This is a genomic window from Roseobacter sp. CCS2 (assembly GCF_000169435.1).
In the GTDB taxonomy this organism is placed as follows: domain Bacteria; phylum Pseudomonadota; class Alphaproteobacteria; order Rhodobacterales; family Rhodobacteraceae; genus Yoonia.
The window spans coordinates 286,013-312,212 of record NZ_AAYB01000002.1 but is presented as its reverse complement, the minus strand read 5'-3'; the positions used below and the strand labels follow the sequence as shown (position 1 = coordinate 312,212).

Genomic DNA, 26,200 nt, shown 5'->3' with positions numbered 1-26,200 from the left:
GGTCTAGAGACCCAGCATTGCATCGACGCGATCGGAATTGGCTTCGACCCAATCCTTGGCAACCTCCGCAGGCTCGCGGCCATTCGCGCTAATTTCAAACGCAAGGCTGCTGACATCGTCTGCTGTCATCGCGAAGTTCGCAAAGAATTCTGCAATCGCGGGCGAGCGGCTTTCCAAAGAATTCGACCAAGCAATTTGCACCTGCTTGAGGTCGTCTTTAGTGGCAACCATGGAATTTTCGTACCAATCCGCATCATCGGACGGCTGGAGCATGATGTACTGTTCGGGATCAAAGGCTGGCTCTGTCAGCATCACGACATCAAACATATACCACACTGCATGTGGTTCGTAGCAATAGAAGGCATAGCCTTCGCCTTTGGCGATACTGTCTTTGATACGCGCTGTTTTGACAGCTTCCTCTGCGCGGATCGGTTCAATGAAATCAAGCAATCCATAATCGCGGACCTTCACTTCGTTTACATTGGCAGAGGCCCAACCGGGCGCACCGATCCACATTTCACCAAGCCCGTTTCCATCACTATCCATCAAAGCAGCCACATCAGGACGGCCAAGATCGGCAATATCAGTAATGTTATTTGCCGCCGCAAAATCCTGCGAGACGCAAAAGCCCTGATTGCCCTGATAGGGGTTGGACGATAACGTTACGGTTCCGGCCTCATCCACATATTGTTTTGTGAAGCTTTCCTGATTGGGCAGCCAGACATCGGGATGCACGTCGATATCCCCTTCGCCTTGATCCATTGCTTGAAAGATCGTGGCGTTGTTGCCGGGCACATATTCAACCGTACCGCCAATACGCGTCGTGACGACTTCACCCAAAACATAGGCAATTGCCTGAGCACCGGTCCATGTCGGCACACCGATGCTCACGTCTTCGGCAAACGCAGGAACACTGAGCACGCTAACAAGCGCTGCGGCCATCAGATTGTTTTTGACTGTCATAGTGTAAGTCTCCTTGTTGGTCGTTTTGTTATTTCTCGTCTGCGTCATAGCCAGGCAAATCAAAGGTTTCCGGATATCCAAACAAAGCGGCACTTCCGCCCGTGTGCAGGAAGACGATGTTTTGCATGCCTTCGAAATGTCCTTTGCCTATCAGGTCGATCAAGCCATCAAGGCCCTTGCCCGAATAGACCGGATCAAAAAGCAGCCCCTCGGTCTCTGCCAACAGCTTGACTGCGGCGACCATACCTTCTGTTGGAATGCCGTAGCCCCCGCCGATATAGTCGCAATTCGCCCTCACATCAGACCGCGCAACTTCAACGTCCACGCCAAGATGCGACAGTGTCTGTTGCGCAAGATCGTATACCATCCGCTCTTGTTTTTCTTGAGGCGCCCTGACCCCGACACCCAATAGATGGATGTCGCTTTGGATCGCTGCGAACCCGGCCACCAGTCCGGCCTGCGTGCCGGAACTGCCGGTGGCATGCACCAGCGCGTCTATGCGCAAACCCATACCGTTGGCCTGTTCGACCAACTCTCTTGCGCAATTTACGTAACCAAGCGCGCCAATTGGGTTCGAACCGCCGCCCGGAATGATGTAAGGTGTTTTGCCGTCTTGGCGTAGCTGGTCAGCCAAAGCGCCCATTTCTGCATTCATATCGGCCCCGCCGCTGCGCTTTGAAACAGTCGCACCATGCAACCGGTCCAGCAGGACGTTACCGCTCATGATATAGCTTTGGTCGTTCGATCCGGTTCGGTCTTCCAGCAGAATATGACAAGCCATGCCCAACTTTGCCGCAGCGGCTGCTGTCTGGCGGGCATGATTTGACTGGGTCGCACCTTGCGTGATGATCGTATCGGCACCCTGTGCCTGCGCATCAGCCATCAAAAATTCGAGCTTGCGTGTCTTATTCCCACCAGATGAGAGACCAGTGCAATCATCGCGCTTAACCCAAAGTCGGGGACCGCCAAGGCGTTCACTTAAGCGATCCATCGGCTCTAGGGGCGTGGGCAAATGCCCCAAGGCCACGCGCGGAAACTTTGCCAACTGAATTGCCAGATCTTTACACCGGCTTTTCGTCAGATCCGTCGCACCCTGTTCGTTTTGACCCTCGAATTGTTCAGCTACAGCCACATCAGCCCCCATTGATTACGATTGGTCAAAGGATCATCTGGACCAAAACAAAAAAACAGTGCTTTTTCTTATGACTGCCCATACATTTACTTTGAGCACGAAAGGTAATTCATGCATTTGCAATGGCTCGATGATGTTCTCGTTCTGTTGGAAGAAGGCAATTTGTCCCGCGCAGCAGCACGGCGAAACATAACGCAACCAGCATTTTCACGGCGCATCAGCGGGTTTGAAAACTGGCTTGGCGTCACTGTGCTTGAGAGAGGCACGAACCGCGTTGAGATCAGCCCGTCCCTCTTGGCTAATGAAGAGGAAATCCGCGCTTTAATTGCACGATTACGCGAGCTACGCACAAGAATTGGACATTTTGACGCCTCACGAGCCACTGTGGAAATCGCGGCACAACATGCCGCGACCTGTTCGACATTTCCTGACATGGCGTTACGGGCCAAATCCCAATATCCCGGCGTTCAATTTCGTATCCGGGCAGGCAACCTGCATGATTGTGTATCGATGTTCTTACGCGGCGATACGAGCATGCTTTTGTGCTATGAGGCAGAGAGTGCCGGAACACTGCAGTTTGGCCCCGATATTCGCCGCGGTTTATGGGGTCACGATTATCTGGTTCCTGTGGTGGGTGGCGCGTTGCGCTATAAAGTCCGGGACAATGGTGATGTGCCTATGGATACGCCTGCTATTGTTTATCCCGCCGATAGCTACTTTGGCCAAGTTCTGCAGAAAGGCCAGCGACCCTTTGGAACAGCTGGATCAGACGCAAATCCGTTCAGCGTAACAGCGTTTTCAAGCGGTACCCGAGAGATGGTTCTCAAGGGACTTGGCGTTGGATGGCTTCCGTTCAGTATGGTGTACCAAGAAATCGAAAGTGGTGCTTTGATCTCGCTTGCAAATCAATATGGTCAGGAACGTTTACAGGTTGCGATTTATGCTGATTGCAGGGTTGAAATGGCCAAAACCCTGATGGACTTGTGGGTAACGCAGACCTGAAACATATGCCGATCATTTTCAGAGCATTGCTGCGGTGCAGCGACGAATTGAGTGGCCAACAGCCCCCGAAAACGATCAGATACAAACACTGAGTCCCGCTCAACGAAGTGGGCCTGCGGCGAAGCCGTTTGTTTCTAGGGAGTTAAATCATGATCAAGACACATCTTTTGGGTGCCGCCGCGTTGGCCGCCCTTTCTATTGCAGCCACACCTGTCGCAGCCCAGGACTGCCCGCGCGGTGATCTCGACACGCGATATTGCGACACGGACGGCGACCTTATTGCGGATATCCCGACTGACGCTGCTGATCAGATTGACCCTGACACGCTTATTTTTGCCTATACGCCCGTTGAAGACCCCGCCGTTTATGAAACCGCTTGGGCAGACTTTCTGACATATCTGGAAGAACAGACCGGCAAAGACGTCGTTTTCTTTCCCGTCCAGAATAACGCAGCCCAGATCGAGGCGATGCGGTCCGGCCGTTTGCATATTGCGGGCTTTAACACGGGATCAAACCCGCTGGCTGTCAACTGCGCAGGCTTCCGCCCTTTCACGATCATGGCCGCTGAGGACGGATCGTTCGGATACGAGATGGAGATCCTGACGCACCCAGAATCAGGCATCGAAAGTGTCGAAGACATCCGCGGCAACCAATTGGCCTTTACGTCCGAGACGTCAAACTCGGGTTTCAAGGCACCGTCTGCGATCCTTGCATCAGAATTTGACATGACCGCAGGCGAAGATTTTGAGCCGGTGTTTTCGGGCAAGCATGACAACTCGATCCTTGGGGTGGCCAATCAGGACTATCCCGCCGCTGCAATCGCCAATTCGGTTCTGGGTCGGATGTTAGAGCGCGACGTGGTTTCACAAGATCAGCTGATTTCGATCTACAAATCCCAAACATTCCCCACAACCGGTTACGGCACCGCGTACAACCTGACGCCCGAACTGCAAGAAAGCATTCGTGATGCGTTCTTTTCGTTTGAATGGGAAGGCACGTCGCTTGAGGAAGAGTTTGAAAAGAACGGCGAAGCGCAGTTCCTTGAGATGACGTATCAGGACTTCTGGTCTGTGATCCGTCAGATCGACGCTGCGAACGGCGTGTCGTACTCCTGTTCATAAGCCACAATCGCCGGGCAATGTTTCGGCCAAAAACGCAGGCGTGCGGCGGATCTTTCCGCTGCACGCCAATCATATTGAGGTAGACTAAATGCTGCGACTGGACGCGCTGACCAAAACCTACAAGACGGGCGATCAAGCGCTCAAAGCCGTCACATTGGATGTTCCTGCGGGCCAAGTGCTTGCCCTGATTGGTCCATCTGGCGCAGGGAAATCCACCTTGATCCGCTGCATCAACCGGCTGGTGCCGCCAACGTCTGGCACGGTCACTTTGGCCGATGTGGATATCACCGGCCTTGGGGCGGGTGCGTTGCGACGTGAACGGCGCCGTATGGGCATGATCTTTCAGGAATACGCGCTGGTTGAACGGCTGACCGTGATGGAAAACGTGCTTTCGGGGCGTTTGGGCTATGTGGGGTTTTGGCGTGCGCTGACCCGCCGTTTCCCGCAAAAAGATGTGGACGAGGCGTTTCGCCTGCTGGACCGTGTCGGTTTGCTCCACATGGCTGATAAACGCGCTGATCAGCTGTCGGGCGGGCAGCGCCAGCGCGTCGGTATTTGTCGCGCCCTTATTCAGGACCCTGCCCTGTTGCTTGTGGATGAACCCACCGCATCGCTTGATCCCAAAACATCCCGCCAGATCATGCGCCTGATCTGCGAACTTTGCGCCGAACGGGGCCTTGCCGCGATTATCAACATTCACGATGTGGCCTTGGCCCAGATGTTCGTGGCGCGGGTGATTGGCCTGCGCTTTGGCGAAATCGTCTATGACGGCGCACCAGATGGGCTGACGCCCGAAACCCTGAACGAGATTTACGGCGAAGAGGACTGGGAAGCGACGATTGAAAAGGTCGACGAAGACGGCACCGCAGAGGCCGCCGAATGAACGCCTATGCCACCGGTGAAACGCACCCCACACTGAATGAAATGCTGGGAACCCGCTGGCGACGCCCACCATTGGTCCAACGCGCTTGGCTGCGTTGGGTACTGGTGATCGGGGGCATCGCTTACCTGATCGCTGCTTTTCTGTCGGTCGAGGTCAACTGGACCCGTGTTTATGAAGGGTTGGACCGGGGCGGCGCGTTTATCATGGCCTTCACGCAACCTAATTTTGTCAGTCGCGCCGATGCGATCTGGGACGGGATGTTGGAAAGCATCGTCATGACCGTCGCGTCATCGGTCGTGGGCATCTTGGTTTCGATTCCCATTGCGCTGGGGGCGGCACGCAATATTGCTCCCTTACCCATTTATCTGATTTGTCGCGGGATCATCGCCGTCTCGCGCGCCCTGCAAGAAATTATCGTCGCTATTTTGCTGGTTGCGATCTTTGGATTTGGCCCCTTTGCGGGTTTCGTCACCCTTAGTTTTGCGACAATCGGGTTTCTGTCCAAACTGCTTGCCGAAGATATCGAAAGCATGGACAGATCACAGGCAGAGGCCGTGCGCGCCACCGGTGCCCGTTGGTCACAGTGGATCGACTATGGCGTAAAACCACAGGTCATTCCGCGCCTGATCGGGTTGTCGATCTACCGCGTTGATATCAACTTCCGCGAAAGCGCGATCCTGGGTCTTGTTGGTGCAGGTGGCATTGGTGCCACGCTGAACACCGCCTTTGACCGGTACGAATACGACACCGCCGCCGCGATCCTGTTAATCATCATCGGCATTGTGATGGCCCTTGAATATATCAGCGGCATTGTCCGCGCACGGGTGCAATAAGATGCCGGTTATTGAAAGTTCAGAAGGCCCGGTCTGGCGCCTGCGCAATCGCAACGAAACGCTGACACGCTGGTTCGTCTGGCTGCTGGGGATTGCGATATTCCTGTGGTGCTGGCAACAGATCTCGGACGCGACAACGTGGTTCTTTGTGTGGGATGCACCCAATATCGCAGGCGATATTCTGGGGCGCGCAACCCCGCCGCGCTGGTCCTATATGGATAACCTGTGGTGGCCGATCTGGGACACATTGAACATCGCGACACTGGGCACCATCGGCGCGCTGATCCTTGCGGTGCCCATCGCGTTTCTTGCGGCCCGCAACACAACACCATCAACCCTGTTTATTCGGCCTATCGCGTTGCTGATCATCGTTGCCACCCGGTCAATCAATTCGCTGATCTGGGCCTTGTTGCTGATCGCAATCATCGGGCCCGGTGTCTTTGCCGGGATTATTGCCATCGCGATCCGGTCCATCGGGTTTTGCGCTAAACTGCTGTATGAAGCGATCGAAGAAATTGACCAAAGCCAGGTTGAGGCCGTGACCGCCACAGGCGCGTCCCGCTGGCAGGTCATGGTCTATGGGATCGTGCCGCAGATCATGCCCGCCTTTGCAGGCATTGCCGTGTTTCGTTGGGATATCAACATCCGCGAATCTACTGTTCTTGGGCTTGTGGGTGCAGGCGGGATCGGGCTGCAATTGCAGGCCTCGCTGAACACGCTGGCGTGGCCGCAAGTCTCGCTGATTTTGTTGGTCATCCTTGCGGCTGTCGTCATTTCCGAATGGGTCTCTGCCAAAGTACGCGGAGCCATCATCTGACCCACGGACCGATCTTTGACGCTTACGAGGCGGTACGCCAAAGGCTGCCTGCCGCAGGCCCGGGTGGGGCCTGCACGCATGCACGCGATTTATCGGATATTGCCGATCTTTATGATGTGTTCCTGCTGGATGCGTTCGGTGTTCTGAATATCGGGGAAACCGCGATCACCGGCGCGCCTGAACGCATTGCTGATCTGCAGGCGGCAGGCAAGCGCGTGCTTGTGGTGTCCAATGCTGCCGGATTTCCGCATCACTTGTTGATGGAAAAATATGCACGCCTCGGGTTTGATTTCGCACCGGATGACGTGATCACCAGCCGCAAGGCGCTGCTTGCGGCCCTGACTGGGACGACAGACCATTGGGGGGTGATGGCCAACCCCGCACTGGGGCGCGAGGACCTTGAAACACTGGCGCTCGATTTTCTTGAAGACGACCCTGCCACATACGACAAAGCCGCCGGATTTCTGCTCATCGGCAGTGGTATCTGGACGGAACACCGCCAAGGCCTGCTTGAAGCGTCACTGCGGAACAATCCGCGCCCTGTTCACGTTGGCAACCCCGATATCGCGGCGCCCCGCGAAGCAGGTCCATCACAGGAACCGGGGCATTGGGCACATCAGCTTGCCGATAACACCGGGGTTGAACCTGTCTTTCACGGCAAACCCTATCGCAGCATTTACGATCTGGCCTTTGCGCAGCTTGGCAACACGCCGGGAACCCGCGCCGTGATGGTGGGTGACAGTCTGCACACCGATATTCTGGGCGGGCAAACCGGCGGCACAGCTACAGCGCTGATCGTGTCGCATGGGTTGTTGCGCGATGCAGAGCCCGCGTCTGCCATCGCAGCCAGCGGTATAAAACCTGATCATGTGCTGGTGACAACCTAACGCGCAATTCATTTGTAGCAGTGCCTTGTCATCCGTGGCCCTTTGCCCAAAACTGCGCACAACAGGTTCAGTAGGGGAAATAACGATGAAATTGAAAACACTTGCGCTATCGGCGGCGCTGATGGCTTTGGCGGGCGGCGCGTCTGCTGACGGGCATGGCGTCAAGGTTGGGATGATCACCACGCTATCTGGCGGTGGCGCTGGACTGGGCATTGATGTGCGCGACGGCTTTATGCTGGCCATTGCGCAATCCGGACGTGACGATATCGAGGTCATCATCGAAGACGACCAGCGCAAACCTGATGTCGCTGTACAATTGGCTGATAAGATGATCCAAGCCGAAAACGTCGATGTCATGACCGGGATCATCTGGTCCAACCTTGCCATGGCAGTGGTGCCAAGTGCCACAGCACAAGGGAAGTTCTATCTGTCACCCAATGCGGGCCCATCCGCTTTGGCGGGTGCCGGATGTCATGAGAATTATTTCAACGTGGCGTGGCAGAACGACAACCTGCACGAAGCCGCTGGTGCGCATGCAACAAGTGCGGGATACACGAATAGCTTTATCCTCGCGCCGAACTATCCCGCAGGGCAAGACGCGCTCACAGGCTATAAACGGACCTATGAAGGCGCGCTCGCAGGTGAGATTTTCACGCAACTGGGCCAGACGGACTATGCCGCTGAAATCGCGCAGATCCGTGCGTCTGACGCTGATAGTGTCTTTTTCTTCCTGCCCGGCGGCATGGGGATTTCGTTCCTGAAGCAATACGCCGACAGCGGCATCGACCTGCCTGTCGTCGGCCCTGCGTTTTCGTTTGATCAAGGGATTTTGCAGGCCGTGGGCGATGCAGCCCTAGGCGTGGTAAACACCAGCCAATGGAACAAAGACATCGACAACCCGACCAACGCGGCCTTTGTTGAAACCTTTCAGGCGGAATACGACCGCTTGCCCTCGCTCTACGCAAGCCAGGGGTTTGACACGGCAAACCTGTTAATTTCGGCCTTGGAAACCGCATCACCAAGCGATGCCGACGCATTCCGCGCAGCATTGCAAGCTGCTGATTTCGACAGCACCCGTGGCGACTTTGCCTTTGGTCCAAACCATCACCCGATCCAAGACATCTACGCCCGTGAGGTGATCAAGGAAGGCGATATCTACACGAACAAGATCATCGGCGTTGCTTTGGAAAATCACGGCGACGCCTACGCCGGTGATTGTTCATTCTAAGATGGCAGATCATTCGGGCCGGCACCGGCTGGCCCGAACATAGGCCGGGCAGACCATGACGACACTTTTGATCATTGAGCAGGTCCTGAACGGCCTGCAATTCGGCATCATGCTGTTTTTGATGGCGGCCGGGCTGACGCTAATTTTTGGCGTGATGGGGCTGATCAACCTGGCGCACGGGTCGCTTTATATGGTCGGCGCCTTTGCAGCGGCGGCGGTGGCGGGACTGACGGGATCGTTTGTGCTGGCTTTGATGGCGGCAATGGCAGCTGCGGCGATTGCGGGTGTGCTGGTGGAAACGGTTGTGATCCGCAGACTTTATGCCGCAGACCATCTTGATCAAGTGCTTGCGACCTTTGCACTGATCCTGATCTTTTCCGAAGGAACGCGTTGGGTGTTCGGATCATTCCCGCTGTTTCTAAACATACCGGCTTATTTGTCTGGCCCCATCACATTGCCCGGCGGGATTGAATACCCGCTTTATCGGCTTTTCCTGATCGGGATCGGCTTGCTGGTTGCCGCAGGTTTGGGCCTTTTAATCACACGCACGCGTATCGGTATTCAAATCCGCGCTGGCGAAAACGACCGCGAGATGATCGCGGCCCTTGGTGTCGATATCTCGCGGCTTTATACATTGGTCTTTGCACTTGGGGCCGCACTTGCGGGTCTTGCCGGGGCGTTGGTGGGGGCAATCCAATCTGTGCAAGTGGGCATGGGGGAACCGGTGCTGATCCTCGCCTTTGTGGTTATCGTCATCGGGGGGATCGGGTCGATCAAAGGGGCATTGATCGGGTCCATATTGGTCGGGCTGACCGACACTCTGGGCGGAATTTTCCTGCCGCAACTTTTCAAACTGTTTATGGAACCGGCAACGGCACAAACATCAGGATCAGCGCTGGCATCAATGGCCATCTATATCCTGATGGCAGCAGTGCTGATCTGGCGACCCACTGGGTTGTTCGGGGCCCGCGCATGATCCGCGAAAGCTATCTTAATACGTTTGTGTTGGCTTTGCTGATCGCTGTGCCCGCTTGGGCGGTTGTGGCCAATGAACCCTTCACAATCACGCTGGCCACACGTGCAGTTATCTTTGCGCTGGCCGCGACTGGTCTGAACATCGCCTTGGGGCTTGGCGGTATGGTCAGCCTTGGGCACGCGGTGTTTTTTGGCATTGGTGGTTATGCAATGGGCATCTTGGCGCACCACGCACAGACCTACACACCCTTGATGGACGGTCTATTCCTGATCGAAGGGACCAAGTCGATGCCCGTCATCTGGCTTGTGGCGATGGTGACATCGGGCATTGCGGCCCTTCTGATCGGGCTGGTGTCGTTGCGGACCGGTGGGGTTTACTTCATCATGATCACCTTGGCCTTCGGGCAAATGTTCTATTATTTTTCTATCAGTTGGGCGACCTATGGCGGCGAAGATGGGTTATCCATCTACCTGCGCAACGACTTTCCGGGGCTTAATACGCTGGTGCCCATAAACTTCTTTGCGATCTGTTTCACGATCCTACTGATCGTCCTGCTCCTCAACGCACTCATCGCGAAATCCCCATTTGGGCTGGCCCTGAATGCCGCACGTCAGGTCCCACAAAGGGCCGAGGCGGTAGGGCTGAACCCGCAACGCCTGAAACTGGTGGCCTTTGTCATCTCGGGCGTCATTACAGGCCTCGCAGGGGCGCTTTTTGCTGATCTGAACCGGTTTGTCAGCCCGACGATGTTCAGTTGGCAGACATCGGGCGAGATTATGATCTTTATCATCCTTGGCGGTGTCGCCCGGTTATGTGGGCCTGTTGTTGGCGCGGTTGTCTTTGTGATGCTGGAACATGTCTTGGGCGATCTTAGCGATTATTGGCATATCTACCTTGGCGTCCTGCTTTTGCTGGTTGTGATGTTCGTGCGTGGCGGGATAGTCGGGTTGATCGCGGGAAAGCATGTGGCCCATGACTGACCCCGTGCTTGCAACCTACAACCTGAACAAATCATTCGGTGCGCTCAAGGCGACAGATGATGTGTCCATCGACGTTCGACCGCGTGAAATACACGCGATCATCGGCCCCAACGGGGCGGGCAAATCCACATTGATCGGCCAGATCTGCGGCGGGCTTGCGTCTGACAGCGGGCGTGTCACCTTGGCGGGGCAGGACCTGACCGGCACGGGCACAGCCGTGCGCGCAAAGGCAGGCATCGGACGTACCTTCCAGATATCGCAACTGGCGATGGACGATACGGTCCTGCAAAATGTGATGCTGGGCGCGCTTAATATATCAAGCTCACCCTGGCGCTTTTTTCGGCCTGCGTTGGCTGATCGTGATCTGCGCGACAAAGCCGAAGCCGCCCTTGCCCGCGTTGGCATCGCCGATCTTGACCATATGCAGGTCGCTGAACTGAGCCATGGACAAAGGCGACTATTGGAAACCGCCGTTGCCTTGACGCGCGCACCCAAGGTTTTTGTGATGGACGAACCCATGGCGGGCCTTGGCGCGGACGGATCGAAGGCGCTGACAACCCTTCTTGACGGTCTTCGGCAAGAAGCGCCGATCCTGTTGGTGGAACATGATATGGACGCGGTTTTTGCTTTGGCCGACCGGATCAGCGTTTTGGTTTACGGAAAAATCATCGCAACAGGGACCACCGCACAAATCAGGGCAAGCCAAGCAGTGCGCGACGCCTACCTTGGGGATGAGGCATGACACTGCTTCACCTGCAAAATGTCACGGCACATTACGGTGCATCCCAAGCCTTGTTTGGCGTTGATCTGTCGGTGTCAGCGGGCGAGGTCGTCGCATTGATGGGCCGCAATGGCATGGGCAAAAGCACAACGGTCAAATCCATATTCCGCATGGTGCCAAGCACCGGAAACATCGTTTTTGATGGCCACGACCTGCATAAACTTGCCATCCACCAAGCAGCGCGTCTGGGTATCGGCCTTGTGCCGGAAGGCCGGCGTTGTTTTGCCAGCCTCACGGTGCACGAAAACCTGATCGCCGCCGCACGGCCGGGCCATTGGGATGTACACCGTGTCACACAGCTTTTCCCGCGACTGGCCGAACGCAAAACGCAGCTTGCGCAAACACTGTCCGGCGGCGAACAGCAAATGCTTGCCATAGGTCGCGCACTGATGACAAATCCGCGTTTACTGGTGTTGGATGAAGCGACCGAAGGCCTTGCGCCCATGATCCGGCAAGAAATCTGGACAGCGATTGCACAGCTTAAAACCGAAACCGGGCTGGCCATTATCATTGTTGATAAATCGCTCTCACAGCTCAAACAAATCTGCGATCACGCTGTGATTTTGGAACGTGGGCGGTCAGCTTGGACAGGTCAGATCAACGATGTCACGCCCGATGTCGCGACGCGACTTATCGGGGTGTAGTGAGATAATTCCTTTTGGTCCGATACAACGGAATTGTCGGCCCCAGTCAGTGTGACCGATATCACAAAGCTATTGGGCTGTTGCGATCAATAGGGCCGCCTGAGATGCAATAAAACCGCACCGTATCCAAACCGTTCCTACCTTTCTCAAAAGGTTCGGGGCATGATCGACTTCGTGAGATCGAGGATGAAACCCAAAACCAGCCGTGCTTTTGTGCTGTCCAAAGATCAGCCAACAGCCGATAAAATCACATCCTAAGACGCCACAGCCAAACCCGCGTTGGTGTTCAGCAAGAACCCTGAAAGGATTGGTCCGCACGCAGCCCCCACTGCTCTCGCGTTTCCGCCAATGCTGCCGCTTTCGATACGGGGCGGAAGCAAGCCGCGTGTATCTTGATTGGCCATGTAACGCCGTACACGCGCGACCAGTTCTTCGCGCACTTCTGGGGGAAAAGCGCCGTCGATTAAAACAGCCTCAAAATCAATGACCGAACATGTGGCAAGGCACGCTTTGGCAAGTTCCTGTGCTGTCTGTCCCAGCCATAAATCGACATAGCGAGCAATCTCGGTCCAGTCCTGAGGGGTCTGCCACAGCAACGAAGGATCAACATCGACCTCGGCCAATCGCGCCTCAAGCAGGTGAATGGATGCCATATCTACCAGTTGTTTGCTTTCACCCAAAGGGCTGACACTGGGCAGTGACCCAAGCGCACCTGCATTGCCTTGCCGCCCTTCGAAAACAGAGTGGTTCAGCACGATGCCCCCACCAATAAATGCCCCCACAAAGAAATAGGCATAATCGCGAAATTCCTTGCCGCGGCCAAAAATATGTTCGGCTTGGCAGGCTGCGGTTGCGTCATTGACAAGTGACACAGGCAATGCGCTAAATTTGCTGATTTCAACATGGATGTTGATATCTTTCCATCCTGCGAACTCTGGCGCACTGGCGGCGTTGGGTTCTTTCCAGTTCCACATTTCAAACGGGGCGGCCACGCCAATGCCGCAAATGCGGTTTGCGATATGTGGGGGAAGTTCTGCCATGACCGCAGCCATGCCATCTGACACAAATGCAAACACATCCTTCGCAACCGGCAGATCGTATTTGAACTGCTTTTGATGACGAACGGCACCGGTAATATCCATCAGCAACAGATCGGCTGAGCGGCGTCCGATTTTCAACCCAAACGCCAACACACCATCAGGCGAAAGCATCATTGGAACCGACGGTTTGCCGACCTTCCCGCGTTGCGGATCACCGCGCCCCAATAGGCCATCACCTTCGAGACGCTTAAGAATAGCAGACACCGCAGGGGCAGACAGACCAGACAAACGCGCAAGGTCGCTTGCAGGCATGTTCCCATGTCGTTGCAGCAGCGTCAAAAGCAACCGTTCATTGTGGTTGCTGACACCTTTCTGGCTCAGCCCAGCGCTGATTGATCTGACAACTGTCTTTGGCATTTCGGCGTCCATAAGCACCTTACATATGAAAAACTCTAGCGGCTGTTAATTAATAAAGAAAGTTAATTAATTAATTGACAGGTGAGGGGGAATCAGTTTCCCTTAGGGCATCTATGCCGCCTTGTGCGGCAGAAACCTTGGGGGTGGGTGGCCCTCGGATACTTGATTTTCTGGGAGGAAAACATGAAAAAACTTCTTATCGGCACAACACTTGCCGCAATCACGACGGCTGGAACGGCGATAGCAGATGCCCATGGCACATCCGCTTGTCTGATCACAAAAACCGACACAAACCCGTTTTTTGTGAAAATGCGTGAAGGCGCAGAAGCCGCGGCAGAGGCCGCCGGAATGACATTGCGTTCTTACGCCGGTAAGGTTGATGGCGACCACGAAACCCAAGTTGCCGCGATTGAAACATGCATCGCTGATGGTGCGTCCGGTATCTTGCTGACGGCTTCTGACACATCATCAATCGTTGGTGCCGTGACCCAGGCCCGTGATGCTGGCCTGCTGGTTATTGCCTTGGATACACCGCTTGAACCGATTGACGCCGCTGATGCGACTTTCGCGACCGACAACTTTCTTGCCGGTGAATTGATCGGGCAATGGGCCGCGGCAACGCTGGGCGATGATGCAGCAAATGCAAAAATCGCGATGCTTGATCTTGCGGTTAGCCAGCCAAGTGTTGGTGTGCTGCGCGACCAAGGTTTCTTGCAAGGCTTCGGCATTGATCTTGCTGATCCAAACGTAAACGGCGACGAAGATGATCCGCGTATCGTTGGTAACGATGTGACTGCCGGTAACGAAGAAGGTGGGCGGCGTGCGATGGAAAACCTGCTTGCCGTCGATCCAGAGATCAATGTCGTCTACACGATCAACGAACCGGCTGCGGCGGGTGCGTATGAGGCGCTCAAATCCATCGGGCGCGAAAATGACGTGCTGATCGTGTCTGTCGATGGCGGTTGCCCGGGCGTGCAGAACATCACGGACGGGGTGATTGGCGCGACATCACAGCAGTACCCGCTGTTGATGGCCTCAAAGGGGATCGAAGCGATTGCCGCCTTTGCGGCAGACGGCACGATGCCTGAAAATACTCCCGGCAAAGATTTCTTTGATACAGGCGTTGCATTGGTCACAGACCAGCCTGCCGATGGTGTGGACAGCATTTCGGTTGCCGAAGGCACCGACCTTTGCTGGGGCTAAGTCCCAGTTACCTTTCCCGATGAAACGGAAAGGGGGCAACGCAAGTTGCCCTTTTTCACCCTAGGCTGTGCTAGCATGCCACAGTGACGCAACAAGGGGGCCCTGATGCCAAACGATTCCGACAATTACGAGGCCGCGGCCCAAACCAACCGCACCGAAGCGGTCGCCGAATTTGCCGACGAACGCAAAGGGTTCCTTGCGCATTTGCAACATGCTTTGCACGTCAATCCCGCATTGGTGCCACTGTTTGTTCTGGTCGCATCCATTGCCGTCTTTGGGCTGTTGCTGGGCTCAAAGTTCTTCTCGCCTTTTGCGCTGACGCTTATTCTGCAACAGGTGCAGATCGTCGGCATTGTCGCCGCAGCACAAAGCCTTGTGATCCTGACCGCCGGCATTGACCTTAGCGTGGGTGCTATCGCGGTCTTGTCCAGCGTCATCATGGGGCAATTTACATTTCGCTACGGTATGCCCGTCGAAGCAGCCGTCGCACTGGGCCTGGCCTTTGGCACATTGATCGGGTCAATCAACGGATGGTTGGTGGCGGTCATGAAACTGCCACCCTTTATTGTGACCCTTGGTATGTGGCAAATCGTGCTGGCCGCTAATTTTCTATACTCTGCCAACGAAACAATCCGCAGTCAGGATATTGAGGCAGAGGCCCCACTTTTGCAGCTGCTTGGCACAACATTTAAAATCGGGGCTGATGCCGATGGGCGCGGCGGTGCCACGTTTACCTACGGCGTGATCGCCATGGTGCTGATCTTTGCCGTTCTTGCTTATGTCCTAAGCCAGACCGCGTGGGGGCGACATGTCTACGCCGTTGGCGATGATCCCGAGGCAGCGCAGCTGTCGGGTGTTAACGTGCGCTCCACTTTAATCTCTGTCTATGCTGTCACGGGTTTTATATGCGCGATTGCAGGCTGGGCTTTGATTGGCCGCATTGGATCGGTCAGCCCAACGTCAGGGCAGCTTTTGAATATTGAAAGCATCACAGCCGTGGTGATCGGTGGCATTTCGCTTTTTGGGGGACGTGGTTCCATCCTCGGCCCACTCTTTGGGGCGCTTATTGTGGGGGTGTTTACCCTTGGTCTACGCCTTGCGGGTGCTGACGCGCAGTGGACCTTCCTGTTGATCGGCGTGTTGATTATTGGCGCTGTAACGGTGGACCAGTGGATCAGAAAGGTATCAGCATAATGGAACCGATTTTGAAAGGTCGTGGGCTGGTAAAGCGTTATGGCAAAGTCACGGCATTGGACCATTGTGATTTTGATCTTTATCCGGGCGAAATACTGGCCGTCATTGGTGACAACGGGGCGGGTAAATCATCCCTGATCAAGGCTGTTTCGGGGGCTGTAATCCCCGACGAAGGCGAGGTCTTTCTTGAAGGACGCAAAGTGAAATTCACCTCGCCCACCGATGCCCGCGACGAAGGGATCGAGACAGTTTACCAGACCCTCGCAATGTCCCCTGCCCTATCTATTGCAGACAATATGTTCATGGGGCGTGAATTGCGCAAACCCGGGTTTCGCGGCAAATGGTTGCGTCAGTTGGATCGTGCGCGCATGGAAAAGATGGCGCGCGATAAGCTGTCCGAACTGGGGCTGATGACAATTCAAAACATCAATCAGGCCGTTGAAACGCTTTCGGGCGGCCAGCGGCAAGGTGTTGCTGTGGCGCGGGCTGCTGCGTTTGGTTCCAAAGTGATTATTCTGGATGAACCGACCGCGGCACTTGGCGTGAAAGAATCGCGCCGCGTGCTTGAACTGATCCTTGATGTCCGCTCTCGCGGTATTCCGATCATTCTGATCAGTCACAACATGCCACACGTCTTCGAAGTGGCAGACCGCATTCATGTGCATCGCTTGGGCAAACGGCTGTGCGTCGTAGACCCCAAAGACTACACCATGTCAGATGCGGTGGCCTTCATGACTGGTGCGAAAGAAGCACCCCTGCAATAGCATCCCGCGTTGGGATTATTGGACCCTTATACGCCCGTCCGGCTGCGCCACCCCATCAGATTGAGCACCGTAAACAGAATTGCCGCAACGCACACAATCGACGGTCCCGCCGGGGTGTCGAAAATATAAGCACCTTGCAGACCCGCGATTGCAGAAATGGCCCCGATGACAGCCGCGATCCCGGCCATCGCCTCGGGTGTGCGTGCAAGCCCACGCGCCGCAGCCGCCGGGATAATCAGCATGGCCGCAATCAAAAGAACGCCAACAACTTTAATCGCAACAGCCACGGTAATGGCTAGCGCAATGGTCAAGACAAGCTGTTCACGCTTGGGGTTCAGACCGCTTGCGTAGGCCAGTTCTTCGTTCAGCGTTGATGTCAGCAAGGCCGACCAGCGCCAAAGGATCAAGGCAACAACAAGCGCGGCACCGCCCCAGATCACCACCAGATCAGTGCGCGACACCGCAAGAATATCGCCAAACAGATACGCCATCAGGTCAATCCGAATGCCTGACAAGAACGATACCGCCACAAGGCCAAAAGCAAGTGCGGAATGCGCCAATACACCCAGCAGCGTATCCATTGCATAGCCGCGACCGGATAAGAAGGTCACGGTGAGCGCCATAATCAACGCGACAGCCATCGCACCGATGAAGATCGACATCTCAAACGCAAGCGCAAGCGCGATCCCAAGGATTGCTGCATGTGCCGTCGCATCGCCAAAATAGGCCATGCGGCGCCAGACCACGAAACAGCCCAAAGGCGCAGCGGCCAGCGCAACACCGACCCCGGCAAGCATGGCGCGGGTCATAAAGTCATCAAGCATTATTCAGCGGCCTCGTGGGTATGACCATGATCATGGTCATGATTGTGGTCGTGATCATGACGATAAAGCGCCAGCGCCCCACCGGTGCCAGTGCCAAAAAGCGCGCGATACTCTGGCGCAGAAGCAACAACCGCAGGCGTCCCTTCGCAACAGACGTGGCCGTTCAAACAGATCACGCGGTCTGAGGCGCTCATCACCACATGCAGTTCGTGGCTGATCATCAAAACAGCGCAACCCGTTTCGCGGCGGACCTGTTCAATTTGATGATAAAACGCAGCAGAACCCCGTTGGTCGAGCCCTTGTGTCGCTTCATCCAATAGCAAAACATCAGGTTCGTTGATCAAGGCACGTGCCAGCATGACACGCTGGAACTGGCCGCCAGAAAGCTGTGACATCTGCCGATTAAGCAGATCCGGCACGCCCGCTGCTTCCAATGCCGCGCTACATACCGATTTGGAAACCTTGTTGGTCAAGCGCATGAAACGCGCGACAGTAATCGGCAGGGTTGGGTCGATGTGCAGGCGTTGCGGCACGTAGCCAATCTTCAGGCCAGGTTTTAAGGCGATGTCGCCTTTTGTTACGCCAGTCGCGCCAATGATCGCGCGCAGCAAACTTGTCTTGCCGGACCCGTTGGGACCCACGATGGTCACGATTTCACCCGGTTCAATATGCAACGCAACATTGCGCAGGACTGTGTTGGCGCCGTAGGCGACGTGCAGGTCAGTAACGGTGATCAGGCTCATGCGTCGGCCTTATCCACACAGGCGGGGCACACGCCCTCTGCCTCGACAACTGTCTTTTCGATCTGAAATCCAGCAGCCCTTGCCGCATCGCCCAACGCGCCTTTTGCGGGTGTGGAATGTGCTTCGGCCACGGCATCACAAAGACGGCAAATCATAAAGGCGGGTGAATGGTTTTCATTTGGATGGGCGCATGCAACGAACGCATTCAAGCGTTCGATCTTGTGGACGAACCCATGTTCGGCCAGAAAATCAAGCGCCCGATAGGCCACGGGCGGCTGCGACCCAAAACCTGCATCCCGCAAAAGATCAAGAATTGCATAGGCCCCAAGTGCGCGATGTTCCCGCAACAAAAGCTCTAACACTTTCTGCCTGACAGGTGTCAGACGCAGCCCCTCTGCAGCGCAGCGCGCCTCAGCTGCGGCCAATGCCCCTACGACGCAAGCCTTGTGATCGTGCTTTTCAAACCCCAGCGGGGTCGCATTTTCGCCAGACATGCTTTGCGCCTCTCTTGTAATGTTATTGTATATCATCTAAATAATGCGTAACGTTATAAAATCACATAGAGGTCCCAATGTCCACAAAGCGCGCTTCACTCTCTTTAATTGCCATTTTGATGGGTGGAACAGCCATGGCCGATGTGCCGAATGTGGCTGTTGATATCGCACCGGTGCATTCACTTGTCGCCCGAGTCATGGACGGCGTGGGTGAACCCAGCCTTATTCTGCCACCCGGCGCATCCCCGCACGAATACAGCCTGCGCCCGTCAGAGGCCGGGGCCCTGCAAGACGCTGATATGGTTGTCTGGATGGGCGAAGATCTGGCACCGTGGATGGAAGATGCGATCGATACGCTGACGACGGATGCGACAATTCTCACCCTGCTTGAAGCGGATGAAACCACACTTCTTGATTTCCGCGAGGACGCTTTGTTTGAGGCGCACGAACATGGCGAAGCGCATGATGATCACGCGGATCACGACCATGACGCGCATGGCCACGACGATCATGCCGAAGACGCGCATAATCATGACGAACATGACCACGACGATCACGGACATGACGATCACGCTGAAGGCGATGCACATGATGACCATGACCACGCAGATCATGCGAAAGCCGATGGGCATGAAGGGCATGATCACGGCGCACATGATCCACATGCGTGGCTATCACCGACTAATGCAACAGCTTGGCTGGACATGATCGCGGCAGAACTATCATCGGCAGATCCCGAAAACGCAGGCGCTTACTTTGCCAACGCCGCTGCCGCAAAGACCGAGATGGAAGCCCTTTCTGCTGAAGTTAATGAGATACTCGCACCGGTACGCGGCCAAAGTTTTGTCGCCTTCCATGATGCCTATCAGTATTTCGAAACAGATTTCGATTTCCCGGCGTCCGGCGCAATCTCGCTCAGTGATGCTACGGATCCCAGCCCGGCACGGGTTGCCGAAATTCAAGGGCGCGTGCGTGATGAAGGAATTGCCTGCGTACTGGCAGAGCCGCAGTTTAACGCGGGGCTGGTTAACACAGTTCTTGATGGAACAGAGGCGAACACCGGCGTGATTGACCCGCTGGGCGCTGATCTGGAACCCGGACCAACACTTTATCCGCAACTGATCCGGAACATGGCTACAACACTGGCCGATTGCCTGTAGGTTAACCGCAGCTTCGCTAAATCTTACAATCAGCTTTGTCGAAGCTGCTGCAATGCCTGCGCGATCACCTTTGGATACGCATAAATCGCCAAAAGAAATTGAGCCCGACACAACATGTGCCGGGCCCTTTTGGTGCTGAAATAACTCTCTAAAATCTCTCGTCACGTCCCCTTCCACCTACGATCCGATCGTCTGGACCGCCTGAAAAGGCCCACCTATATATCTCACTCTTTAACCAATCAGATGCCCGCCCTAACACACAAATAGCGGCACCCGTCACTGTGATGACTGGGTCTGAACCGGGACTGTTCAGACCCATGGAGAATACGAATGCGACCAAACGGCACCAAGGTGCACTCACGAACCCCACACAGGTATGCTTGCGGCTAACCTGACATGTGACGGCGCCATCTGGCTGTTTCGACCACCACTCTTAAACAACTCACCGAATACTAATGGTGATCTCTCCTCTCATCATTGCAGTCGCTTTGCGGGTCTTGGACGATTTGACTGGAAGAAGTCATCGTCTGGATCATCACCCGCTCAGCTAAGCAGTGACCTAACGTTAACTTTTGTGTGCCCTGAAAGTCCTGAAGGTTTTCCTGAAATTTTCTGAAAATTTCTGAACGCTTCATCACGGCTCGCGGCCGGCGGCTTGTACCATTTGTCTTGCACGACAGGCGATCCACGGTAAATTGTCCTTGGGAATTAAATACTTCGCCTTCAGTTGCGGCCTGAAGCGCGTCGTGGGGAGATACCATTGACACGTGAAGTAAAGGTGCGGTTAGGCCTTTTTACGTATGACACTGGGCTGGATTGCCTTTTGGATGAGGCTGGCAATCAAGTCAGCCTGCGGCCGCAGTCCGCGCAGGTTTTGTCACTTTTGGTTGATAATATCGGCCAAACAGTCACGAAAGATGATTTGATTTCAACGGTTTGGCAGGATGTCAGCGTAACTGACGACAGCCTGACGCAATGCATCGCCGATGTCAGGCGCGCCTTGGGCGATACAGACCGCCGTATTCTGAAAACACGGCCCAAGGTCGGGTATCAACTTAGCCCGACGCATCAGGACACAGACCAGCCAGAGACCGCTTTGATGGGCGGTCAAAGCAGTGGCGCGAATGCAGTTTCGGCGTTGGTCTGCATCCAACCCGCGCATCCAAAGGTCCAGCTTGCCCTCACAACCATAAAAAACGAAGCGGCCAGTCTAGGCGCGGGCACCCATATCCCGACAAAAGATGACACCGTTCTTTTTTCGTTTCCCGATGTGATGGCCGCAGTGCGTTTCGCCCTCCGGCTCAGCGCGTCGTCCAATGGTCAGAACTGTGGGATCGGCGTCGATCTGATACCGGCAGGGCAAACAAGCAAAGCGGCGTATGATGGCGCACGCGTCGCAGGACTGGCAGGCATCGCACAAGAAGCACAAGTCGTTGTGTCAGTAGAGGCGCGTGATCAGTGCCACGCCGAACTTGATTTCGATTTTGAAGACCTCGGCCAGCAGATACTTCGGACGACAAATGAAGACATACGCGCGTTTCGCGTGCATGCAAACACAAGCGGCGCGCGGCTAATGCCCGATATTGCGGCCGAGGATCTGTTGCCAACCATCGCAGTTTTGCCGTTGCGTGCGCGGATTGCCTCGGCAGACACCAACGTAATCGGTGAAATCATGGCCGACGACCTGATTGCGACACTCTCGCGGTCTGCGGATGTCAATGTGATTTCACGCCTCTCTACGACAGCTTTTCGCGCGCAAGAGGCAAGTCTGGACAAAATCGGCGACATGCTGGGCGCCGATTTTGTTTTGTCAGGTACGATCCTGACACATGACACCCATGTCGGCATGATGCTTCAATTATCCGAGGTCAGCACAAACAAGGTCTTGTGGGCCGAACGTGTCGCTGTCGAGGTTACCGACATTCTGAATGGTATAGAGGCGGTTGAAGAAATCGTTGCAAAGGTGCGCAAAGCGATTGCACTCAACGAAATTGATCGGGTGCGCTCCAGGCCGATCTCAACACTTCGGAATTACTCGCTGTTGATCGGGGCTGTCGGGTTGATGTACCGGTTCGCGCCTGTCGATTTCAATTTAGCGGGCGAGATGCTGCGCACCCTTATTGAACGTGTACCAAATCATCCAGCCGCACTTGCGTGGATGGCAAGATGGTACGTGCTGCGCGTACAGCAAGGGTGGTCAGGAAACCCACAAGAAGCAGCACAGCAAGCGCTTGGATTTTCGAGGAAGGCTTTAGACATTGATCCCGAAAATGCACTCGCGTTAATTAGTGAAGGCAATGTGCTGACCCACCTTTTGCACCAGCTTGATGAGGCTGAAGAACGCTATGATACGGCACTCGACATCAATCCCAATGATGCGAGCGGCAGAGTATTGCGAGGGGCATTGTTCGCTTTCCAAGGCAAAGGCGAAGAGGCCAAGCGCGACTGTGAACATGCGCTGCATCTTGCGCCGCTTGATCCGCACCGGTTTTTCTTTTTGTCACTGGCATCGACGGCAAGTATCGCAGCAGAAGACTACGAACGTGCAATCGCGCTGGCAAAGGCATCTATTCGCTTGAACAGGACACATACGTCCACATTACGCGTCAAAGCAGTGGCCCAAATGCGGCTTGGTGATGAAGAGGCTGCACGCAGGACCATACAAGAACTGTTACGCCTACAACCAAATCTAAGTGTCAGTGCTTGGCTAAAGAACTCTCCTAGTGCTAACTTCGAGTTGGGGCGCAACTTTGCAGCAACTTTGCGTGAGATTGGCGTGCCCGAATAAAAAGACGAAATGTATTTTAAAAGAGGATTTTGAATATGACATATGGTGGTGGACCCGAGTCCGGGCTTTCTGGGTTATCAGGGCTTTCTGGGTTGTCAGGATTGTCTGGTTTGTCGGGGCTTTCCGGCCTGTCGGGATTGTCCGGGCTTTCCGGTTTGGCTGGAACAGAGGGGCCGTTAGGGGCAGAATCGCTCTTAACAACGCGCGATGGCATTGTTGGTGCGCCCTTGGATCTGGATCCAAACATCGTCCAGGGTTGTTGTGAGTACCCGCCCAACCTGAAGCGTCTTTCACCATACGTGCGCGCACGTGTGTTTGATTCTGAACTCGGCACACGCGTTACTTACTCGTCTAGCTGCGATGAAACCGCGACCGCGTACTTGTGGCGCTTGGACTCAAAACCTAACCAACCACCCAAAGTCCAAGCTCGACCACTTGTCGAAATGACAGCTCCTACGATTGAGCAGTTCAAGGACCAGATGGGCTTTCTGTCGGGTTATGCTGATATACGACAGGATCGCGGTGCTGAAATTCTTGCTCAACTCGCCTCACCTGTACCGTTTCTAGCATCAATCGCATTCATTGATCCCGCCCGTACTCCGTTTACAATAGAGTTATTGGATACGGCCTTACGCTTTGCCAATTACAATCACATGCGCATCAAATACACCCTTGCCGCCAAGCGCCCCATCGAGTTTTCGCCGCAGGTGCAGCCGATGATTCAGACCCCGACGCATGGGTCTTTGCCCAGCGGCCATGCGACCGAGGCTTTCATCGCTGCACGTTTGCTATGGAAGCTGCTGCGCGCATCGGGCACGCCGCAATACCAACAAGATAGCGTCTGGGGCGAAATGATGATGCGTCTCGCATCACGGATTGCAATTAACAGAACAGTGGCTGGCGTGCATTTCCCTATGGATAGCGTTGCTGGGTCACTTCTGGGCCTGACATTGGCAGAGTTTATTCACGAACACTGCGATCCAACCGCGCAAGACAGCACAAGCGCAAAATTCGATGGCACACGCTTTGATGCCGCCGATGACTTTGACTGGCATCAACTATACGGGGCGCAAGATGATCTTCAGCCCGCGAAATCAGGACCGAACAATAAACCATGGGCAACAACCACGCGAAAACCGTCGAAAAACGAAGTGCACTCCGCCCCGCTGGCATGGTTGTGGGGCAAGGCCGTCGCCGAATGGCAGGACCTGCCATGCGATTAAAGGGCAAGGACGGATCACCAAAACGCCCATCGGGGCTAAAGTGGCAGGGGGTCGCTGAACGGGGGGCCGCCAGCAATACAGTGGATTTCCGGTTAGGGCAGCAAAAGAACTTTGTTGCACGGTCTGACCGGGAAAAAGACGATAGCGATGCGACGATCTGGTGGTCCGCATTGCTTGATTTGCGCGACACAAGCATTGCTGCCTTCATGCAAGGCCTTGGTAAAGGTCTGCGCGGTCAGATTCATATTCCGACCGACTACACCCCTAAAGATCGGGAAATCAGCTTTGACAGCAAACTTGTTGTCGTCTTTGCGACCACGAATTTGTTGACCGATCTGAACCTATCCGGTGATAAATTCAACGTCGCAGCGGTGATCCTTGGTGCAATTATCGATCCGGATTTCATCAATCTGGAGGCCAAGAGCCAAAGCACATCGCTACCTATTATCAAGGTGCCCAACGGATCAGTGATCACAGCGGTCATTGACGACGGAATTGCCTTTGGCAACGATGTCTTCCGCGACAGCCTGACATCGACGCGCGTTCATTACGCAACCCTTCTGCCAACAATGCCCGGGACAGCGCCCGGACAGGCCTCGGTCGGTGTCGAACTGGACAAGGCACAGATTGACGCGTTGCTGGTGGCCAATACATCATCCATGTTGCTGGATGAGGATCGCTTTTATCAACAAGCGGGCCTGATCGACTATGCCGATGGAACGTTTTCACCAACGTCTTTGCGGCGATCGCATGGCACACATATCACCGCGTTGGCGGCGGGCTATCCCATGGATGCCGCCCCGGATGACCGACCCATACTCTGTGCCATATTGCCAACGCGCGTGACCGAAGACGTCTCTGGCGGTAGCATTCTACCCAGCCTTGTTCTGGCACTGCTGCGATTGACGCGACAAGCGGCACGGTTCCGCTGCAAAGACGGCTCGCGCCCGCCTGCTGTTTTCAACTTCAGCTACGGTAACTTCGGCGGCCCACATGACGGCACCAGCCCGATTGCACGTGTGATCGAGGATTATTTTGGCCCGGAATGCGATGCTGATCAGGAACTGCGGCTTGTCTTGCCTGCTGGTAACGGCAATCTGTCACGCACCCACGCGATGCTGGCATTTGATGCGGGCGGCAGCCGCCCGGCAAAGGTGCTTGATTTCGTGGCGATGCCCGATGACCGTACAGCGAGCGAAGTGCAGTTATGGATGCCCTACAGCGCGTCCAGCCCGCTACCTAACTTTGTCACCGTGCGCGCAACAACGCCGGACGGGTTACAAAGTGGGCCTGTGGATATCGCCGCCGGGTCATATCAATCCTTGATAAACCAAGACGGCATAGAGGTCGCGCGCCTGTCTTTTGCGTTCACCCCATTGCCAACAGCACGCGGTGTCATCACCCTTAGCCTGAATCCGACGGCAAGCCTGACACCGGCCCCATTGGCCCCATCAGGCCGCTGGGAAATCGAGGTCACGCCAGATCAAATCGCCGCAGACGAAAGTGTGCAGGTCTGGATTGAACGTGATGATACATTGCCCGGGTTCCGCACAGGTGGCCGCCAGCCCTATTTCAACAATGGCGACTATCAGCGCTTTAACAAATTTGGCGCACCGCTTGCTGTTGATCCACCGGGCACCGACAGCCCGATCAGACGGGCCGGAACGCTCAGTGGGTTTGCCTGTGGACCGTCACCGCTGGTCATTGGTGGACTGACGCAAAGCAACGGCAAGATGTCTGACTACTCTGCCGCCGGGCCAATCACCCCACCCAGAGGTGAAGCAATACCCTATCGCGATGGCCCTGATGCATCGGCGCGGGCGGACGACAGCCTTGTTTTACAAGGCGTGATCAGCGCAGGATCCCGTAGCGGATCTATGGTGCGCCAGAACGGCACCAGCGTTTCAGCGCCACGTGTCGCACGTTTCACCGTTAATGAAATGGCAGGTGGTGCGGATGGCGACCGTGCTTGGCTACATATCCAAGCCGGGCTGCAAGATGCCAATTTCCCGCCACCTAAGCCCATAGCAACACGAACCGGCAGCGGTCGGATGAATATTTCTGTGAATGAAATCAGCCCTGGCGCGTAAAGTAGATAAGGCA

24 protein-coding genes are annotated in these 26,200 nt (G+C 55.3%); 18 read left to right on the top strand and 6 right to left on the bottom strand.

Features of this window, described 5'->3' with window-relative positions:
• Positions 1–3 precede the first annotated feature (3 nt).
• Positions 4–963, bottom strand: a complete 960-nt coding sequence (locus tag RCCS2_RS08130) for an ABC transporter substrate-binding protein (RefSeq protein WP_008233124.1) — start codon at positions 961–963, stop codon at positions 4–6.
• Between the two features lie 28 nt (positions 964–991).
• Positions 992–2,014 (bottom strand): D-cysteine desulfhydrase, encoded by a 1,023-nt coding sequence (locus RCCS2_RS08125; RefSeq protein ID WP_037293945.1) that lies wholly within the window; start codon positions 2,012–2,014, stop codon positions 992–994.
• Positions 2,015–2,206: 192 nt separating this feature from the next.
• Here RCCS2_RS08125 and RCCS2_RS08120 point away from each other — a divergent pair, with 192 nt between their 5' ends.
• The 11 genes from RCCS2_RS08120 to RCCS2_RS08070 all read left to right on the top strand — a co-directional run bounded on the left by RCCS2_RS08120 (position 2,207) and on the right by RCCS2_RS08070 (position 12,247).
• The gene (locus RCCS2_RS08120; protein ID WP_008233105.1) at positions 2,207–3,097 is read left to right on the top strand and encodes a LysR family transcriptional regulator; all 891 of its coding nucleotides are present in this window, start codon (positions 2,207–2,209) and stop codon (positions 3,095–3,097) included.
• A gap of 149 nt (positions 3,098–3,246) precedes the next feature.
• Positions 3,247–4,218 carry a phosphate/phosphite/phosphonate ABC transporter substrate-binding protein gene (phnD, locus tag RCCS2_RS08115; protein WP_008233100.1) on the top strand — a complete coding sequence of 324 codons (972 nt, stop codon included), beginning with the start codon at positions 3,247–3,249 and terminating at the stop codon, positions 4,216–4,218.
• A gap of 88 nt (positions 4,219–4,306) precedes the next feature.
• Positions 4,307–5,101, top strand: coding sequence for a phosphonate ABC transporter ATP-binding protein (gene phnC, locus RCCS2_RS08110; RefSeq protein WP_008233095.1), 795 nt, complete (start codon positions 4,307–4,309; stop codon positions 5,099–5,101).
• Positions 5,098–5,934 (top strand): phosphonate ABC transporter, permease protein PhnE, encoded by an 837-nt coding sequence (gene phnE / locus RCCS2_RS08105; RefSeq protein WP_008233094.1) that lies wholly within the window; start codon positions 5,098–5,100, stop codon positions 5,932–5,934. Before phnC ends, phnE (RCCS2_RS08105) begins: the two co-directional genes overlap by 4 nt.
• Before the next feature lies 1 nt (position 5,935).
• Positions 5,936–6,751, top strand: coding sequence for a phosphonate ABC transporter, permease protein PhnE (gene phnE, locus RCCS2_RS08100; RefSeq protein ID WP_008233093.1), 816 nt, complete (start codon positions 5,936–5,938; stop codon positions 6,749–6,751).
• Complete coding sequence (locus tag RCCS2_RS08095) at positions 6,715–7,638, top strand: HAD-IIA family hydrolase (RefSeq protein WP_008233092.1); 924 nt, start codon at positions 6,715–6,717, stop codon at positions 7,636–7,638. The genes phnE (RCCS2_RS08100) and RCCS2_RS08095 overlap by 37 nt, the downstream gene beginning before the upstream one ends.
• 85 nt (positions 7,639–7,723) lie before the next feature.
• On the top strand, positions 7,724–8,866 hold the full coding sequence (locus RCCS2_RS08090) for an ABC transporter substrate-binding protein (protein WP_008233091.1): 1,143 nt from the start codon (positions 7,724–7,726) through the stop codon (positions 8,864–8,866).
• Between the two features lie 55 nt (positions 8,867–8,921).
• On the top strand, positions 8,922–9,842 hold the full coding sequence (locus tag RCCS2_RS08085; protein WP_008233090.1) for a branched-chain amino acid ABC transporter permease: 921 nt from the start codon (positions 8,922–8,924) through the stop codon (positions 9,840–9,842).
• Positions 9,839–10,822, top strand: coding sequence for a branched-chain amino acid ABC transporter permease (locus tag RCCS2_RS08080; protein WP_008233075.1), 984 nt, complete (start codon positions 9,839–9,841; stop codon positions 10,820–10,822). The genes RCCS2_RS08085 and RCCS2_RS08080 overlap by 4 nt, the downstream gene beginning before the upstream one ends.
• The gene (locus RCCS2_RS08075; RefSeq protein WP_037293758.1) at positions 10,815–11,564 is read left to right on the top strand and encodes an ABC transporter ATP-binding protein; all 750 of its coding nucleotides are present in this window, start codon (positions 10,815–10,817) and stop codon (positions 11,562–11,564) included. The genes RCCS2_RS08080 and RCCS2_RS08075 overlap by 8 nt, the downstream gene beginning before the upstream one ends.
• The gene (locus RCCS2_RS08070; protein WP_008233072.1) at positions 11,561–12,247 is read left to right on the top strand and encodes an ABC transporter ATP-binding protein; all 687 of its coding nucleotides are present in this window, start codon (positions 11,561–11,563) and stop codon (positions 12,245–12,247) included. The genes RCCS2_RS08075 and RCCS2_RS08070 overlap by 4 nt, the downstream gene beginning before the upstream one ends.
• Positions 12,248–12,501: 254 nt before the next feature.
• Here RCCS2_RS08070 and RCCS2_RS08065 read toward each other — a convergent pair whose 3' ends face one another.
• Positions 12,502–13,704, bottom strand: a complete 1,203-nt coding sequence (locus RCCS2_RS08065; protein WP_037293942.1) for an ROK family transcriptional regulator — start codon at positions 13,702–13,704, stop codon at positions 12,502–12,504.
• A 183-nt stretch (positions 13,705–13,887) separates the two neighbouring features.
• Between RCCS2_RS08065 and RCCS2_RS08060 the strand changes: the two genes are divergently transcribed.
• The 3 genes from RCCS2_RS08060 to RCCS2_RS08050 all read left to right on the top strand — a co-directional run bounded on the left by RCCS2_RS08060 (position 13,888) and on the right by RCCS2_RS08050 (position 16,865).
• Entirely contained in the window at positions 13,888–14,907 is a 1,020-nt protein-coding gene (locus RCCS2_RS08060; protein ID WP_008233066.1) for a sugar ABC transporter substrate-binding protein, read from the top strand.
• A gap of 105 nt (positions 14,908–15,012) precedes the next feature.
• Positions 15,013–16,101 carry an ABC transporter permease gene (locus RCCS2_RS08055; RefSeq protein ID WP_008233065.1) on the top strand — a complete coding sequence of 363 codons (1,089 nt, stop codon included), beginning with the start codon at positions 15,013–15,015 and terminating at the stop codon, positions 16,099–16,101.
• Complete coding sequence (locus tag RCCS2_RS08050; protein ID WP_008233064.1) at positions 16,101–16,865, top strand: ATP-binding cassette domain-containing protein; 765 nt, start codon at positions 16,101–16,103, stop codon at positions 16,863–16,865. Before RCCS2_RS08055 ends, RCCS2_RS08050 begins: the two co-directional genes overlap by 1 nt.
• Positions 16,866–16,891: 26 nt before the next feature.
• Here the strand turns inward: RCCS2_RS08050 and RCCS2_RS08045 are convergent, their stop codons facing one another.
• The 3 genes from RCCS2_RS08045 to RCCS2_RS08035 are packed head-to-tail and all read right to left on the bottom strand — an operon-like array spanning position 16,892 to position 18,926.
• Complete coding sequence (locus RCCS2_RS08045; RefSeq protein ID WP_008233063.1) at positions 16,892–17,689, bottom strand: iron chelate uptake ABC transporter family permease subunit; 798 nt, start codon at positions 17,687–17,689, stop codon at positions 16,892–16,894.
• On the bottom strand, positions 17,689–18,432 hold the full coding sequence (locus RCCS2_RS08040; protein ID WP_008233062.1) for an ATP-binding cassette domain-containing protein: 744 nt from the start codon (positions 18,430–18,432) through the stop codon (positions 17,689–17,691). Before RCCS2_RS08040 ends, RCCS2_RS08045 begins: the two co-directional genes overlap by 1 nt.
• Positions 18,429–18,926, bottom strand: coding sequence for a transcriptional repressor (locus RCCS2_RS08035; protein WP_008233061.1), 498 nt, complete (start codon positions 18,924–18,926; stop codon positions 18,429–18,431). The genes RCCS2_RS08040 and RCCS2_RS08035 overlap by 4 nt, the downstream gene beginning before the upstream one ends.
• Positions 18,927–19,003: 77 nt before the next feature.
• Between RCCS2_RS08035 and RCCS2_RS08030 the strand changes: the two genes are divergently transcribed.
• The 4 genes from RCCS2_RS08030 to RCCS2_RS08010 all read left to right on the top strand — a co-directional run bounded on the left by RCCS2_RS08030 (position 19,004) and on the right by RCCS2_RS08010 (position 26,187).
• A complete protein-coding gene (locus tag RCCS2_RS08030) occupies positions 19,004–20,086 on the top strand; it encodes a zinc ABC transporter substrate-binding protein (protein WP_037293754.1) in 1,083 nt (360 codons plus the stop codon).
• 760 nt (positions 20,087–20,846) lie between these two features.
• Positions 20,847–22,874: a winged helix-turn-helix domain-containing tetratricopeptide repeat protein gene (locus RCCS2_RS08020; RefSeq protein ID WP_008233058.1), complete on the top strand. Its 2,028-nt coding sequence runs from the start codon at positions 20,847–20,849 to the stop codon at positions 22,872–22,874.
• A gap of 443 nt (positions 22,875–23,317) precedes the next feature.
• Positions 23,318–24,097, top strand: a complete 780-nt coding sequence (locus RCCS2_RS08015) for a phosphatase PAP2 family protein (protein ID WP_156788481.1) — start codon at positions 23,318–23,320, stop codon at positions 24,095–24,097.
• Positions 24,073–26,187 (top strand): S8 family serine peptidase, encoded by a 2,115-nt coding sequence (locus RCCS2_RS08010; protein WP_008233056.1) that lies wholly within the window; start codon positions 24,073–24,075, stop codon positions 26,185–26,187. Before RCCS2_RS08015 ends, RCCS2_RS08010 begins: the two co-directional genes overlap by 25 nt.
• The last annotated feature ends 13 nt before the right edge of the window (positions 26,188–26,200 follow it).